At 44.2% G+C, this 15,467-nt stretch carries 16 protein-coding genes; 9 read left to right on the top strand and 7 right to left on the bottom strand.

What is annotated here, in order from left to right:
* Window position 1 precedes the first annotated feature (1 nt).
* A complete protein-coding gene (locus tag AWH61_RS04460; RefSeq protein ID WP_083605851.1) occupies window positions 2-625 on the bottom strand; it encodes a flavin reductase family protein in 624 nt (207 codons plus the stop codon).
* A gap of 92 nt (window positions 626-717) precedes the next feature.
* On the opposite strand from AWH61_RS04460, the gene AWH61_RS04455 reads away from it, so the two are divergent.
* Complete coding sequence (locus tag AWH61_RS04455; protein WP_069944046.1) at window positions 718-1,275, top strand: acyl-CoA thioesterase; 558 nt, start codon at window positions 718-720, stop codon at window positions 1,273-1,275.
* A gap of 69 nt (window positions 1,276-1,344) precedes the next feature.
* On the opposite strand, the gene AWH61_RS04450 is transcribed toward AWH61_RS04455, so the two are convergent.
* Window positions 1,345-3,909 (bottom strand): TonB-dependent receptor plug domain-containing protein, encoded by a 2,565-nt coding sequence (locus tag AWH61_RS04450; RefSeq protein ID WP_014978882.1) that lies wholly within the window; start codon window positions 3,907-3,909, stop codon window positions 1,345-1,347.
* A 592-nt stretch (window positions 3,910-4,501) separates the two neighbouring features.
* A complete protein-coding gene (locus tag AWH61_RS20095) occupies window positions 4,502-4,672 on the bottom strand; it encodes a hypothetical protein (RefSeq protein WP_014949001.1) in 171 nt (56 codons plus the stop codon).
* A gap of 247 nt (window positions 4,673-4,919) precedes the next feature.
* Between AWH61_RS20095 and AWH61_RS04440 the strand changes: the two genes are divergently transcribed.
* Window positions 4,920-5,102, top strand: a complete 183-nt coding sequence (locus tag AWH61_RS04440) for a hypothetical protein (protein ID WP_075176297.1) — start codon at window positions 4,920-4,922, stop codon at window positions 5,100-5,102.
* A 161-nt stretch (window positions 5,103-5,263) separates the two neighbouring features.
* On the opposite strand, the gene AWH61_RS04435 is transcribed toward AWH61_RS04440, so the two are convergent.
* Window positions 5,264-5,815, bottom strand: coding sequence for a carboxymuconolactone decarboxylase family protein (locus AWH61_RS04435; protein WP_014948999.1), 552 nt, complete (start codon window positions 5,813-5,815; stop codon window positions 5,264-5,266).
* Window positions 5,816-5,964: 149 nt separating this feature from the next.
* Between AWH61_RS04435 and AWH61_RS04430 the strand changes: the two genes are divergently transcribed.
* A complete protein-coding gene (locus AWH61_RS04430) occupies window positions 5,965-6,555 on the top strand; it encodes a TetR/AcrR family transcriptional regulator (protein ID WP_014976138.1) in 591 nt (196 codons plus the stop codon).
* A 77-nt stretch (window positions 6,556-6,632) separates the two neighbouring features.
* Here the strand turns inward: AWH61_RS04430 and AWH61_RS04425 are convergent, their stop codons facing one another.
* The 3 genes from AWH61_RS04425 to AWH61_RS04420 all read right to left on the bottom strand — a co-directional run bounded on the left by AWH61_RS04425 (window position 6,633) and on the right by AWH61_RS04420 (window position 8,572).
* On the bottom strand, window positions 6,633-7,115 hold the full coding sequence (locus AWH61_RS04425; RefSeq protein ID WP_075176296.1) for a hypothetical protein: 483 nt from the start codon (window positions 7,113-7,115) through the stop codon (window positions 6,633-6,635).
* Between the two features lie 81 nt (window positions 7,116-7,196).
* Window positions 7,197-7,373 carry a hypothetical protein gene (locus AWH61_RS20090; RefSeq protein WP_014948996.1) on the bottom strand — a complete coding sequence of 59 codons (177 nt, stop codon included), beginning with the start codon at window positions 7,371-7,373 and terminating at the stop codon, window positions 7,197-7,199.
* Window positions 7,373-8,572 (bottom strand): FAD-dependent monooxygenase, encoded by a 1,200-nt coding sequence (locus AWH61_RS04420; RefSeq protein ID WP_075176295.1) that lies wholly within the window; start codon window positions 8,570-8,572, stop codon window positions 7,373-7,375. The genes AWH61_RS20090 and AWH61_RS04420 overlap by 1 nt, the downstream gene beginning before the upstream one ends.
* 305 nt (window positions 8,573-8,877) lie before the next feature.
* Here AWH61_RS04420 and miaB point away from each other — a divergent pair, with 305 nt between their 5' ends.
* The 6 genes from miaB to AWH61_RS04390 all read left to right on the top strand — a co-directional run bounded on the left by miaB (window position 8,878) and on the right by AWH61_RS04390 (window position 15,442).
* Window positions 8,878-10,311, top strand: a complete 1,434-nt coding sequence (gene miaB, locus AWH61_RS04415; RefSeq protein ID WP_014948994.1) for a tRNA (N6-isopentenyl adenosine(37)-C2)-methylthiotransferase MiaB — start codon at window positions 8,878-8,880, stop codon at window positions 10,309-10,311.
* A 29-nt stretch (window positions 10,312-10,340) separates the two neighbouring features.
* Window positions 10,341-11,423: a PhoH family protein gene (locus AWH61_RS04410; protein ID WP_039216249.1), complete on the top strand. Its 1,083-nt coding sequence runs from the start codon at window positions 10,341-10,343 to the stop codon at window positions 11,421-11,423.
* The gene (gene ybeY, locus AWH61_RS04405; RefSeq protein ID WP_075176294.1) at window positions 11,420-11,896 is read left to right on the top strand and encodes an rRNA maturation RNase YbeY; all 477 of its coding nucleotides are present in this window, start codon (window positions 11,420-11,422) and stop codon (window positions 11,894-11,896) included. Before AWH61_RS04410 ends, ybeY begins: the two co-directional genes overlap by 4 nt.
* Window positions 11,897-12,012: 116 nt before the next feature.
* A complete protein-coding gene (gene corC / locus AWH61_RS04400) occupies window positions 12,013-12,870 on the top strand; it encodes a CNNM family magnesium/cobalt transport protein CorC (RefSeq protein ID WP_014948991.1) in 858 nt (285 codons plus the stop codon).
* 106 nt (window positions 12,871-12,976) lie between these two features.
* Window positions 12,977-14,482: an apolipoprotein N-acyltransferase gene (lnt, locus tag AWH61_RS04395; protein ID WP_075176293.1), complete on the top strand. Its 1,506-nt coding sequence runs from the start codon at window positions 12,977-12,979 to the stop codon at window positions 14,480-14,482.
* Between the two features lie 168 nt (window positions 14,483-14,650).
* Complete coding sequence (locus AWH61_RS04390; protein ID WP_075176292.1) at window positions 14,651-15,442, top strand: hypothetical protein; 792 nt, start codon at window positions 14,651-14,653, stop codon at window positions 15,440-15,442.
* Window positions 15,443-15,467: the final 25 nt, after the last annotated feature.

The raw sequence follows: 15,467 nt of genomic DNA, 5'->3' as shown, positions 1-15,467 counted from the left end.
TCTATCCCTCTGGTCTTAGCATTTCGAAAAAGTTATCTCGGGAAATAGTGTAATAATCGCCTCGTCCGCCACCACGGGTAACTGGCGCACTTTTCAGCGTGCTGTAAACGCCGTTCTCTATGAGTGATTTATCAATGTGTACACCCACTACTTCACCCATGATAAACCAGCTATTCACCTCCTCACCTGAGGCGGTCTTAAGCTGTACCACATCAGTTAGCTTACATTCCATGCTCACCTTACTCGCTTTAACGCGGGGAACGCTTACCACTTCACTTTCTACAGTTTGAAGCCCTGCATGGTCAAATTCACTTTCTTCAGGTGCCAGAGGTTTACTCGTCGTGTTCATCGCATCAATCAAATCTTCCGATACAAGATTCCAGCAAAACTCACCCGTTTCCTGCACGTTTACCAGTGAATCTTTCTTACTGCCTACTACTGAAAAGCCGATAATTGGCGGCGTATAGTTCAACGCATTGAAAAAACTGTAAGGAGCAAGGTTTAACACTCCCATTTTTGATTTTGTAGAGATCCATCCGATTGGGCGCGGTGCGATGATCGCGTTAAACGGATCGTGAGCCAAGCCATGACCTTCTTTTGGTTGATAAAAATGCGTTTGTGACAAAACCATTCCTTAAAATTTGTGGTAGGGTAAATCTAATACTGATATGAACGCTTATTCGGCGCTTTTCAAGGGCTTAAGATCAAAGGTTGTTTATGACTGCACGTAATGTCGCTTTTTCAAGAACAAGACTGACTGAATTAATGGTGCCATCTTTTGCAAATTTTGGCGGTAAGGTGCATGGAGGTGTCATTTTATCGTTAATGGATAAAGTCGCCTATGCCTGCGCAAGTAAACACGCAGGGGCCTATTGTGTAACCGTTACCGTTGATGGCGTCGAGTTTTTACAGCCTGTTGAAGTGGGTGACTTGCTTCACCTCGACGCTACCGTTCATTATGTCGGAAACACATCCTTGGTAGTAGGGATAAAAGTCACTACGGAAAATATCAAAACCAACGAGGTCAAACATACCAACAACAGCTTTTTTACCATGGTTGCCAAAGATGATAGCGGCACACCTGTTTCAGTCCCTGAGCTAGAGTTATCTACTCACCATGAAATGCGCAATTTCGTAACGGCTATACGCCGCAGTAAAATTCGAAAAGAGGCACAAGTTAAGCTGCAACGTGATTACGACGCCTTTATTCCCAAAGAAGACTTTGCGCTTTTAAATGAACATCGCTGTGCAGTTACCTTTGAGAAAAATGACTAAGTAACAGGTACAAAAAAAGCCAGTTGCGTATTAATCAACTGGCTTTCAGCACTCAAGAACCGGTGCTATTTAGAAGCTATACGAAACTTTTCCGTAAACAAAACGGCCTGTAAAACCGTAAGGCGAAAAGCCTGAATACGGGAATAAACGCGAGAACGTAGTTACATCATCCACAAGTTCACGGGTTGTTTCTGGATACACATCAAACAAATTGTTAGCACCAACAGAAACGGTAAGTCCTTCTGTTAACGCAATGCGAACGTCTAGGTCTGTGATCCACTCTGATGGAATGATTTCATTGCGTGCTTCAACTGACGATGGGTCTTCCACTTCACCATAACGAGTAGTGCGTAAGGTTGTTGTGTAGCGGTCATAATTCCACGTAACACCTAAATTCAGTTTGCTGTCAGGCGAAGCCGTTTCGAAGCGACGTAGTTCAACATCATCGAACAAGTTAGCCTGGTCGAAGCCTGCATTTTGCAAAACCTCAGGTGCATCGATAACACTTGTTACTTCGTTATCGTTAAAGTTGGCACCTGCGTTAAAGTTAAACGCACCATAATCTGACGTATTAAGCGTATAGGTAGAAACAATATCAACACCTTCCGTACGCGAATCTATCGCATTTAAGAAGAATCGTGCCTGATTAGCTCCCGTACCCGCAAGTAATGCTTCTATACCCTCACCTGATAGGTTGTTAGACAGCACGATACGATCGTCAATATCAATGCGGTAAAAGTCTACTGTCAGGTTGAAATCGGCGGTTGGCGAGTAGGTAAAACCTGCGCTGTAGTTATTCGATTCTTCTGCATCAAGGCCTGGGCTGCCCAGCGCTTGCGCAACATCACTTGACGGCGCAAATGTGCCCGTCTCTGTTGGCTCGCCATCAACAAATACCGTCGCGATAGAGGTGAAGAATTGCTGTTGTAGCGAAGGTGCTCTAAAGCCGGTTGATACTGACGCTCGAAGTGCAAATGCATCACTCAGGGTTACACGGTGAGACATTTTCCAATTAAACGTGCTGCCGAAGTCAGAATAATCTTCATAGCGCCCTGCCACTGCTACGTTCCAGTTTTCTACAACGTCAGCTTCTACATCCACATAGAAGCTATAGTTATGACGGCTGTTTTCACCTGCAGATTCTGGTGTAAAGCCTGGGAATACTTGCGAACCAGCAGCACCAAACGGGCCGTCTACCGGGTCAGTCACCACGCCGCCAGGTCCAAACGTACCTTGTATGTAAGACCCTTCTTCACCTGCAGTTATTTCATAGCTCTCATGACGATATTCTGCGCCCATGGCGAAGTTCATTTCGCTGTAGAAATACCCGGTATCTACCAAACGTGACGCGTCAGCATTCACAATTGTGGTGTTGTATTCTAGCGTACCCGCGTCAAACTCAGTTTGACTCGTTGGACCTAAAGACGTGTTTAGGGTGTTGATAACACCATACTCAAGCTCATTACCACCATGTGTTACGGACAAGTCGTAATTCCACACATCGCCATAGCCCTTAATACCAGCAAGCAGCGACATATCGGTTATGTCAGTTTGAATAGAAGGTAGGAATCCGTCTGGATAAATTTCAACTACGTTTCGTGAATCTTGAGCACGACGGTAAAAGCCTCCGCCTACCGAATCACGAGTGCTGTAGCCTGCGGTAGTATAAAACTCAACGCTATCAGTAAGGGCTTTGCCCGCGTTTATGAACAAGGCGTAATCTTCCACCTCACCATTTCCGTAAACGTGATTGTAGCGGTTGACCGTAAGCTCACGAGGGTCTAGGTTGCCGTCCGCGTCTCGCGCATAGTTTTCTCGCTGGTCGTAGTCCGAACGGTTCGCCTGTCCACGGTCGCGGTATTCACCTGATACGTTAACAAAGCCGTCGTCTCCCCATTCGAAGCCTACGTTGCCGCGAAGGGTAAAGGTTTGTCCATCGGTTACGTCTCTGTCGCTTCCTTCAGCGAATGCTAAATTACCGTCAGCACCAACACTCACACCTTCAAGGTTAGGCACACCGTCCATTGTTGTAACATTAGCACCATACGTTGCCGACACTTCACCGCCTTCGGCAGCATCTTTCAAAACAATATTAATAACACCGGCAATGGCGTCTGAGCCGTACTGAGCCGCAGCACCGTCACGCAACACCTCAATACGCTTAATCGCATTAGCCGGGATAGCGTTTAAATCTACCGCTGAAGAGCCACGCCCCACCGAACCATTTAAATTAAGAAGCGCAGAGGTATGACGACGCTTACCATTAACTAATACCAGCGTGTGGTCTGGTGCTAAACCACGCAGCTGCGCTGGTCGTACGTGGTCGGTGCCATCGGTAATAGATGGCTGAGGGAAGTTAAAGCTAGGCAGTAACTGGTTTAAGATCATGTTGGTTTCAGTGAGCCCCGTTGCTTCTATAGATGAAGCATCGATAATGTCGATAGGTACAGGGGAGTCATTGATGGTGCGACCAACGCGACGTGAACCTACAATTTGGATTTGCTCAACATCTTGCTCATCAACAGAAGCTTGCTCCTGTGCAAGCACTGACGAAGAAGAAAAAGCCATTCCTGCAATTGCAGAAGCAATGAGGGAAAGCTTGAAAGCAGAAGCGTTAAATTTTGCCTGTTGCATTGTGTTGTTCCTGAATTCTTTTAAATTTTACTTTTCGAAGTGTGTAGTTTTGTATTTCGTGAATCAAAAACGCGTTGAAATACAATATCTTCTTTCTGTTGTTGGGGTACTGCTAAACGCCAGATTGTCTGATCAGACTTATTATTATTAGAGATGAAAAGCACGCGGTGCTTGAAGGCTGAGTAAATCACAAAAAGATTCGCTCGCACAATACTAAAGTTGTAATAAATCCTTAATATCGACGACAGGCGGAATTTTGAAGATGAAGCGACGGAATCATCTATTGCACTGGTGGTAAGAGGCGGTAAGAAGGTGCCACCTTCACAAAAGGTAATTTGGACTAGAGTACATGAAACAAAAAAAGCGCTCCGTTCAGAGCGCTTTTCATACTAAATTTGCACTAATGAGTGCCAAATAGGCGCTTATGCTTTTTTAAGCTTCTTCTTAAGCTTTTTAAGCTTTCCTTCTTGCTTAGAAATTTTCGCCTTAGTTGCTTTAATCGCTTTTTTTAACTCTTTTTTCTTAGCCATGATGTAAATCCTTATCTTTATTTGTAGTGTTCGCTTCACTCACATAACGTTTAGCAAAGCCGCTATTGATCGCCGTGTTTGGCAATAAATTCTCGAATAAAGTGTCTAACTTCACGAGCAGCAGAAGTGTCTAGGTCTTCGCATAACGCGATAAACTGGGCACGCTCTTCGTCGTTGATTCGAATAATCATCTGACTATTCTTTTTCTTCTTTTTATTGTTTTTTTCAGACACCTTAAATCCTTGCAAATACCAATACGTGCAGTATGTCGTTCAATGAGAATCTGCAAGTACTACCACATTATTCGAATACAAAATGTATAGCCTATGTATATACATTTCAAGGTATTTTGAACTTTTCACCCTTATTTTTCATAAAAGCATAATGCTAGCGTCACATTAGTGACTTCAGGCTAAGCCAAAGTAATTCCAATAAAAATGGAAACAACGAACTTACGTAAAATCAAAAGTGAAGTAGACCATGACACAAACACAATCTATAACTCACCTGTCGTGTTTCATCGAAGCAGTGGCGATCGCTAAACAAAATAGATGCAGTAATTGCGACGATTTGAAAACACTGTTGCAGCAAAAGGGATACGAAGAGTTAGTTGCAATGGAAACCGTAGAAGAATTAAGCCCGCAGCTGCCCTTAGCGTCTTAATAGTCGTATTTTGAATAGGAATAGAAAAATGCTGTTTGCGCTTTTTATCTACACACTGTGTAGCCTACTGCTATTCAGTTTTTGCGAGATTGCTCGCAAGCGTTTAAGCCAGAAACAAAAAACGGAAGCCTTGCTTCCGTTTTAAAAGAGCTATCAAATGATTATTTAGGCGACCAATCAAATTTTTTGAAAGGTTCGTCTACAGGCGTATCGGCCAAATGATTGGTATAATTACTCATCACTTTTTGCGCCAATATAAGTATGATTTCTAACAATTGCTGATGCTTGTATCCAGCACTGTAAAATGCGTCAAGCTGCGCATTATCAACATTACCTCGCCCGCGAGTTACAGCCAGCACAGTTTCTTTAAGCGTATTCAATTTGCTGTCAGACAGTGTTTCATCGTTTCGCAACTCTTCAATTAGGTCATCGCGCACTTTCATACTCTTAGCAATACCCGTATGGGCTGGGACGCAGTAATGACACGCGTGCTCTACATTCACAGCCTGCCAAACCACCGTTAACTCTTCTGCATTGAACGATGTTTCTTGCGCTAGTTTATGCAGCACTTGATAGCCTTCAAGCAAAGTCGGCGCTTCTGCCATTACTGCATGTAGATTTGGAATCATTCCAAATGCTGCTTGCGAATTATCAAGTAAAGGCTTCGCTGCTTCTGGCGCACTCTCTTTCGTGTGTAAAGTAAAATCGCTCATGTCACTCTCCTATTGATGTGATCAAAAACTGCAAGCAACGCTTTGCGCTACTCACAACTCGTATGCCAATAATAATAGGTTTACTTGAACGATCGTTCAAGCGATAATTGAACATATGTTCAAAATATTCACGTATAAGGTATGCAGCGATGAAATATGACCACGATGAGATTATAGAAAAAGCCACTACGCTTTTTTGGCAACGAGGCTTTCAGGCGGCTGGCATGCGTGATATTCAGCAGGCATTGGATATGCGTCCGGGTAGTATTTATGCGCGTTTTCAAAGCAAAGAAGGTTTATTCAAACTTGTTGTTGAGCATTATGCAGACAACAGTGCAAAACGTTTAAAGCAAGTCACAGAAGCTCAATCACCTTTAGATGCTCTTTACCACTTTTTTGAAACAGCATTAACTGGCCCCGACGAGCAACGCTACATGCGCCAGTGCTTGTTGGTTAAGTCTATTGCAGAATTAGAACTCATTGGTGATATTGCCAAAAAAGCTGTACTTGAGAGCATGCAAACCCTTAAGGCTGGTTTTAGAAATATTATTGAAGCCTGTATCGAAAAAGGTGAGCTGCCTGAACATACGCCAACGTCAACAGCCGCAGAGTGGCTTCAAAATCAGTTCGTTGGCTTACGAGCGTTTGCCTTACTGCAAGACGATAATCAAACAACTATTAAGATGATAGACAAAGTCATTATCGATTTGAAAGGACAATGGCCACAACAAACACATTAATGTAGATGAAGGCTTACAAAAACTGACGCAGTGCATTTCATGAAAATTGCCGTGAAACCAGTTGGATGAGCCCTGATTTACTTAAACAAGCGGTCCGGAATGAACCGTTTAATCCAAGTGGAAAAACCATTTTTGTCCGTTTTCACATTAACGTAGGCTCGCTTTACCTCAACCCACTGTTCCTGGTCAACAGTCACTCTACCATCAGCAAACGGTACATATAGCTGATCGCCTTCAAAGTGGGTTCTAAATTCTAAGTAAAAGTCGCCGTGTAACTCCTCAAGTAAGGCATCGGACTCCCCTAACCCGTTGGGGAGGAAGTAATGAAACCGAGTGAGAATAAGGCTTCCTTCAGCACTTAACTGGTAACTGCCTGCATAGCCATCCCAGCAGGCAGACATCACCTCAACCTTTTCAGGGTCAGGTTTACTCTTCAACTGATAAAAGTGTTTTTCGCCTTCGTCTGCTGGATGCCCTTGCCAAATATAATAAAGGCTATAGCCTTTTAGATTAACCCACGGACATTGATTGGAGAACCCTTGCGAAAATTGTACGGTCATTCCATTGAACCTTTGAAAAAGTGAATTGATTTGAGTTCGGCAAGTGGCTAGATTTTGTGACTTTTTAAACCTAAGCAGCAGCTAAGAGAACAGTAACCGCAACAACTGGGCGATAAGCAAAATCCCCATTAAGGGCCAAATCCACTTAGCCCATTTCGCAGCATCCTCATTACTGATTCGCATTTTAGAGCGTTCTATTAGCGGTATAATCAATGCTAGCGCACCAAATAACACCGCCAGTAAAATTAACACTTCCATTATCGTAACCCTATCGCATATTTGAGCACTTCTTGTTTAGCAGGCTCTATGCGCTGCGCCACAGAAAGAAGCTGGTTTCTTATCCATTTTATGGGGGCAACGTCATTGCTAAACAAGGTATAAAACCCATCCATTGCCGTCATCATCACCAAATTATCTCGCTTTCGTGGCTTTTCATAATTGCTGATAAGCCTTTGAGAAAATACTTTATCGGTTAGCGACAATGCGTTGTCGCTACCGAATGGCTTGAATTCAGCACACACAGAAAGAAAGGTTTCTACATCTTTAAAACCTAAATTAACACCCTGTCCGGCAAGCGGATTAATAGTGTGTGCTGCATCACCAACTAACGCACAACAGCCTTTCACATAGTGATTGGCATGAGAACGGGTAAGCGGAAAAATCGCTTTATCAATAACTGAAAAGCTATTGCCATTTCTGGTTAATTCGTCTGGAAACGTTTTAAGAATTTCACTTTCAAGTTGGCTCGCTTTTAAACTTTTAATCCGTTTGAGTTCGTCAGGCGAGTCATACCAAACCAGCGAAGCGAAGTTATCAAACATAGGTAAAAAGGCTTTAGGGCCACTCGATGTAAACTGCTGCCAGGTTACAGGTTCAACGGCGTTCTCCATCTTTATAGTGATCCCCATCGCCTGCTGCGCATATTGCCAACCTGTGGTGCCAATGCCCGCCGCCTTTCTTACCTGAGAGTTTGCACCATCTGCGCCAACAAGCCAGCTCGCTTCAATGGTTCTGCCATTCGAAAGGCTGACCTTAGCCGTATTCGTTAATTGAATATCTTGCACCGTTTGTCCGGTAATGAGCTCAACATTGTCAAACTGCTTTAATGCGTGGTGGCACCCCAGCTGCAACAATCGGTTTTCCACAAAAAAGCCTAGCTGGGGCATGTCGATACTTTGTGCGGTAAAGTCTGTTCGATGGGCTGGGTCGTCCCACACGCTAAGGCCTGTGTAAGGTTTAACACGCATGGCGGCTATGTGCTCCCAAGCACCAAGGGCTTTTAACAGCGTTACCGATGCTTCGCTGATGGCTGAAACCCTTAAGTCAGGCCCCGTCTCAGCGTTAAAAGGTGCTGGTAGATACGGCTCTATCACTGCTACCTTAAACTGCTGCTGAGCAAGTCCCAACGCAAGTGCAGCACCTACCATACCGCCGCCATTTATACAAAAATCGACCATTTACTCTCCTTAAAACACGCACTTGCATTATGTCTTAAAACACAAAGCGCTGTGAAGTAAAACGTAGAACTGGCTTGCCCTAGATCAATTCTTAACGAATCGTCTCAAGATACTGGGAATATGCTTGCATAACAGGTAAAATATGCGGCTATTTTGAACATCTTCCTGTAACTGACATTATCAGTGATTTTTACGTGGTGATTTAAGCGCCTCACGTAAAATAACATTCTGGCAGCCACCTTTTCTAAACAACGGTGAAACTGCTCTCACTTACAGGAACACTAACAGGTTATCGAATAGTTGTTATGACTAAAAAGCTGTATATCAAAACCTGGGGCTGCCAAATGAACGAGTACGACTCGGAGAAAATGGCAGACTTACTAGACTCAACGCATGGCTACAGTGCTGCAGAAAGTGCTGAAGAAGCCGATGTTATTTTGCTTAACACATGCTCAATTCGTGAAAAAGCACAGGAAAAGGTGTTCCACCAGCTGGGACGTTGGAAAACACTTAAGCAAGATAAACCTGAACTTATTATCGGTGTGGGCGGCTGTGTAGCCTCTCAAGAGGGCGATACTATTCGTCAACGCGCGCCTTTCGTAGACTTAGTATTTGGTCCACAAACACTGCACCGCTTGCCTGAAATGATCAATCAGCTTCAGGGCGGCGCAAAGTCAGTCATTGACGTTAGCTTCCCGGAAATTGAAAAATTTGACCGTTTGCCTGAGCCACGTGCTGAAGGTCCAACGGCGTTCGTTTCAATCATGGAAGGCTGTTCAAAATACTGCACATTCTGTGTTGTGCCTTACACCCGCGGTGAAGAAGTAAGCCGTCCTGTTGACGACGTGTTGCTTGAAATCGCTCAGCTTGCAGGTCAAGGCGTGCGTGAAGTCAATCTTCTAGGTCAAAACGTTAACGCGTATCGCGGTGAAAATTACGACGGTACAATTTGTCGTTTCTCTGAGCTGCTTGAATTGGTAGCGGCCATCGACGGTATCGACAGAATTCGTTACACCACGTCACACCCGGTTGAATTTACAGATGACATTATAGAGGCATACGCTTCTATTCCGGAGTTAGTAGACCACCTACACTTGCCTGTTCAAAGCGGCTCTGACCGTATATTGAACTTGATGAAGCGTGGTCATACAGCAATCGAATACAAGTCTAAAATGCGTAAGCTGAAGAAAATTCGCCCGAACATTAGCTTGTCGAGCGACTTCATTATTGGTTTCCCAGGTGAAACAGATGCCGACTTTGAAGCCACCATGGATTTGATTCAGGCAGTCGATTACGACCTTAGCTTCAGCTTTATTTACAGTGCTCGCCCGGGTACGCCTGCTGCCGACGCAGTAGATGACGTAAGTGAAGAAACTAAGAAGCAACGTCTTCACCTACTACAGCAGCGTATTACGCAACAGGCCCTTCGTATTGCTCGTCACATGGTTGGCACAGAGCAGCGAATCTTGGTTGAAGGTCCGTCGAAGAAAAACCCAATGGAGCTTTCGGGACGTACTGAAAATAACCGTGTAGTGAACTTCGAAGGCACACCAGACATGATTGGCGAATTCGTTGATGTAAACATCACTGACGTATTCACTAACTCATTACGTGGTGAAGTTGTGCGCAGAGAGAGCGAAATGGGCTTGCGTGTTGCCGTTTCGCCCCAATCTATCATGGCAAAGCATCAGGCAGATTTGCCCGATGAGCTTGGCGTGGGTCAATTTAACCCAGCCTAAATACATTTTATAGCGAGGAAAAAAGTAGCTTGAGTACATTGGTTAGTAACGAATTTGAATTAGAACCGGCAGATAGCAAACGTTTGTCGAGTTTATGTGGCCCCTTTGATGACAACATTAAACAAATTGAGCGCAGGTTAGGCGTAGAGATTACCTACCGCAATAACGCATTCAAGGTGTTGGGTGAACCGCAGCAAATAAAAAGTGCCAGCGAATTACTTAAGCTTCTTTATATAGAAACTCAGCCTATTAAGGGCCGTATTCCCGAGCTAGAAGCGGAACAAGTTCATCTTGCCATTCAAGAAGCCCGTGTTATTGAAAAAGACGCAACAGGCGGCTACGGCAAAGAAGTGAATATTAAGACCAAGCGCGGTGTGATTAAGCCGCGTAACCCTAACCAAGCGCAATATGTGGCGAACATTGTAAACCACGATATTACTTTTGGTATTGGACCTGCTGGTACGGGTAAAACCTACCTAGCCGTCGCTGCTGCTGTGGACGCGCTTGAGCGACAAGAAATTCGCCGCATCTTGCTTACCCGCCCGGCGGTAGAAGCGGGTGAAAAGCTCGGTTTCTTGCCCGGCGACCTTTCACAAAAAGTTGACCCGTACCTTCGTCCGCTTTACGACGCCCTATTTGAAATGTTGGGCTTCGAGAAAGTAGAAAAGCTTATGGAGCGCAACGTGATTGAGGTTGCACCGCTGGCCTATATGCGCGGTCGAACGCTGAACGATGCCTTTATTATCCTGGATGAAAGTCAAAACACCACGGTAGAGCAAATGAAAATGTTCTTAACCCGTATTGGCTTCAATTCAAAAGCGGTGATCACCGGAGACATCACGCAGGTAGACTTACCTCGCGGTGCAAAATCAGGTCTTCGTCATGCTATTGAAGTGTTAAGTGAAGTGGATGACATTTCATTTAACTTCTTTAACGCTGAAGACGTGGTCCGCCACCCTGTGGTTGCGCGCATCGTAAGAGCCTATGAAGTGCACGATGCTGAACAAGAGCGTCTTCGCAAAGCACGTAAAGAAGAAGCGTTGCGACTTCAACGTGAACAGGCTTCTCAAGACGATAATGCCACGCAAACGAAAGACGACAACGCATCGTGAGTGCCATTATTGATGTACAGCAAGCGTTTGAAGGTGACGAGGCCATTTTGTCGGCCATTCCCTCACCTTCGGAACTTGAGCTTTGGGCTAACGCCGTGCTCAATTACGAAGGGTTAGCTGAGCAAGAAGTGACCATTCGCTTTACTGACGAAGCCGAAAGTCAAAGCCTTAACTATGAATACCGAGGAAAAGATAAACCCACAAATGTTTTATCTTTTCCGTTTGAAGCGCCTCCAGGTATAGAAATAAACCTTTTAGGCGACCTGGTTATTTGTGCCCCCGTTATTAGTCGAGAAGCCGAAGAACAGCATAAAGACGTAAGCAACCACTACGCGCACATGACTGTTCACGGGCTATTGCATTTAATGGGTTACGACCATATGGACGATGCGGAAGCTGAGGAAATGGAAAGCAAGGAAATTGATATTCTTGCGCACCTTGGCATTGCTAATCCTTACGAATCTATTGATTAACAATTCAATATAAACCATTGTTAGTTAAGTACTTTAACACTTAATAACAATAAAACATTGACGACCAGCGAGAACCATTTTAACGTTGGCGTTGAACTAACAATTAAACGGACATTATGAGCGACGATAATCCTCACTCTACCAACGGCTCATCAGGCAAGAGTTGGTTAGATAAACTAAAAAATTCAATTTCTGGCGAGCCGAGAAGTAAAGAAGAGTTAGTATCGGTTATTACTGATGCTGAACAGAACGAAATCATAGACCCACAAACCCGCGAAATGATTGAAGGGGTTATTGGGGTAAATGAAATGCGAGTAAGGGATATCATGATCCCTCGCGCTCAAATGACCACCATCGATGTAGAGCAAAAGGTAGAAGAGTTTTTACCTGTAATGCTTGAATCTGCTCACTCCCGTTTCCCCGTTATCAGCGAAGATAAAGACCACATCGAAGGTATCCTGTTAGCAAAAGATCTTTTGGCTTTTGCATTTAACGCGGAAAAAGAATTTAACCTTCGCGATATTCTTCGCCCAGCGGTTATTGTTCCAGAAAGCAAACGCGTGGACGTTCTGCTTAAAGAGTTCCGTCAGCAACGCTACCACATGGCCATTGTTGTAGACGAATATGGCGGTGTGTCTGGTCTAGTCACGATTGAAGATATCCTTGAAATTATCGTGGGTGAAATTGAAGACGAATACGATACGGAAGAAGATGGTACCGATGATATTCGCCCGTTAAATAAATCAACATACTCTGTTAAAGCCTTAACGCCGGTTGACGATTTTAACGAGTTTTTTGAAACCAAGTTTAGCGAAGAAGAAGCCGACACTATTGGCGGTATTGTGCTGAAAGCGTTTGGTCATATGCCTGAAACCAATGACGAAATCACCATTGGCGACATTCAATTTAAAGTGACTAACTCTGATAAGCGCCGACTTATCCAACTTAAGGTTTCAGTGCCTTCGCTCGAATAGTGAAGTAACGCAAACTACGCCTGTTTCAGCATAGGGCAGCATGATTTTATGCGTGCTCACCCTATGTTGACGTAACAACTCTATTAACCACGATCAGATGACTCCTATGCTGAAACGGTTTACTCCCCACCTTCTTCTTTTACTAAGTGGTGCAAGCTTAACCCTTGCTTTCGCTCCCTTTAACATGTGGCTTTTAACTATTCCTGCGCTTGCACTTGCTATACGTCAGGTGATAAAGCTCAAACATCGTCCATTATTAGCCGGATGGCTGTTCGGTGCGGGATGGTTTGGAGCGGGTATAAGCTGGGTTCATGTGAGTATTGCCGACTTTGGCGGGCTTCCCATTGCGGCATCTATTGGCATTATGGCGTTGCTATGTGGTTACTTATCGCTTTATCCTGCGCTTGCCACCAAGTTAACCGCCAAGTACTTCTCTCCCCACTTGTGGCCAATGGCGTTACCTCTTTTCTGGGTTGCGGCTGAGTGGTTACGAAGCTGGATGCTAACCGGCTTTCCATGGTTATCTTTAGGGTATAGTCAATTAGAGAGCCCTCTTTCAGGCTTTGCGCCAATCATCGGAGAAACGGGAATAAGCGCGCTTATCGTTATCAGCGCTACGCTATTTGCGTTGATACACAATAAGCGAACTTTCGCCAACGCAGTGCTAGTGGCACTGTGCTTATTTACCAGTGGCTACCTTCTTAAACAACATACTTGGGTTGCCCCCCAAAAAACCTACTCAGTAGGCATGGCTCAAGGCAACATCGCGCAAAGTCTGCGATGGGTGCCAGAGCAAGATGGTCCAACCATGGACACCTACTGGAAATTAACTGAAAGCTTATGGGATAACGACCTCATCATTTGGCCTGAAGCCGCGGTCCCTAAGTTAGAACCATTAGCCCAACCTTATCTTGCTAAAGTTAACGAAAGAGCCTTTCAAGAGAACACGGCACTTATTACGGGTATTGTTAATTACAACTGGGAAACTGATGAAGCGTGGAACAACCTAATTGTGCTAGGTAAACGTACGCCAGATGCCGCTTATCCCGACTATCAATATTTCCACAACAACCGATTTTCGAAACATCATCTATTGCCCGTAGGCGAATTCGTACCTTTTGAAGACTGGCTTCGCCCGCTCGCTCCCCTATTCGATTTACCTATGTCATCATTCTCTCGAGGTGACTATCAACAGGCAAACCTTGAAGCTAACGGCATTCACCTAGCCCCCGCTATCTGTTTTGAAATTGCGTTTCCTCATCAAGTGATGGCAAATGTATTTGAAAATACCGACATGATCATAACCGTGAGTAATGATGCGTGGTTTGGTCACTCACATGGGCCTGCTCAGCATTTGCAGATAGCGCAAATGCGCGCCCTTGAGTTAGGCCGCCCTGTCGTTAGAGCGACAAATAATGGCATTACGGCTTTTATAGACCACAGAGGCGAAATAACTGCTCGGCTACCTCAATTCATGGCAGGTAATATTTCGGCGCCAGTTGTCGCAACCAGAGGGTTTACACCGTATTACCATCTTCAAGAGCTAGGTGTTTGGTTTATTGTTATTCTGCTGTTTGTTTGCGCGGTCTTAATTAAACGCAGGCAGCGCTGATTGCTCAATAGCAGCGGGTTGAAACAATGTTTATGCTATGCCAATGTAGGACCTATCCAACTTGTATTACTTTAAAAACCAGTAGAAGCGAGCTTGCGATACTAATTTCGCGAAAGAATCGTTTTAACCTCAAAGAATTCGTCTATCCAAGGAATTGAAGGAGACGCTATGAATCTTAAGGCTATATTATTTACAGTAATTGTAGTTATTGCGGCAACACTCGTCAGCTATGAAGCCAGTGCTACTATTAAACTTACCCCATGTAATGGATGTACCTATGACGGTATGAAACGGGCAGCAGAACTGAGCCAGAAAAGAGTCGGCTCAAGCAATATAGCCGTTGTAAACTTCAGGAATGCGACCGCACATAAATTTCGCACTAGTTTAGAAATTGATGGCGATGGAGAACCAGTTACAAACTCCACCCCTGTTAGTTTTTCAACTAGTGAACAACGCGACATAGATCTCTACTTTCGCTTCAGAGATGCACTCGGTGCCTATATCGCTAACTTTTCTAACCAGCTATACGACTCATCTTTAGATAGTAAAACACACATAATATCTCCGACTCACCCACAATATTCTCTTAATACTTTCGACAATAAATCTGGCTATGTCTCTAAGGGCGTCATTTTGGTCAAAGGTTCTCCCTACGAATTTTTGTCAGCTAGCTACCAACGAAACGATGTATATGACTGGTTTATTGGTGGAGCGAAAAAAGATGTTTTAGCGATTTTGGACTCATCTCTACAAGCCGTTGAATTACCAAATGGTAAAGATTTAGACCTGGACTTAAACGCAATCTTTTACACATCTCCAGAAGCACTAAAAAATGGAAATCAAAACGGAAGGATCAAGATTACTTTAGATTTTATCAATGAGGCTTTTGTAATCATAAATGCCAGAGATACAAATAATAACAGTATCCCCCTCAAAAATGACAAGCTGATGGGTGAGTAAAATACAACCAAAAGCGCAAAAAAAG

This window comes from Alteromonas sp. W12 (assembly GCF_001924945.1).
Taxonomy (GTDB): Bacteria; Pseudomonadota; Gammaproteobacteria; order Enterobacterales; family Alteromonadaceae; genus Alteromonas; species Alteromonas macleodii.
Note: the sequence above shows the minus strand (reverse complement) of the source record. Positions and strands in the feature narration are given on the sequence as shown.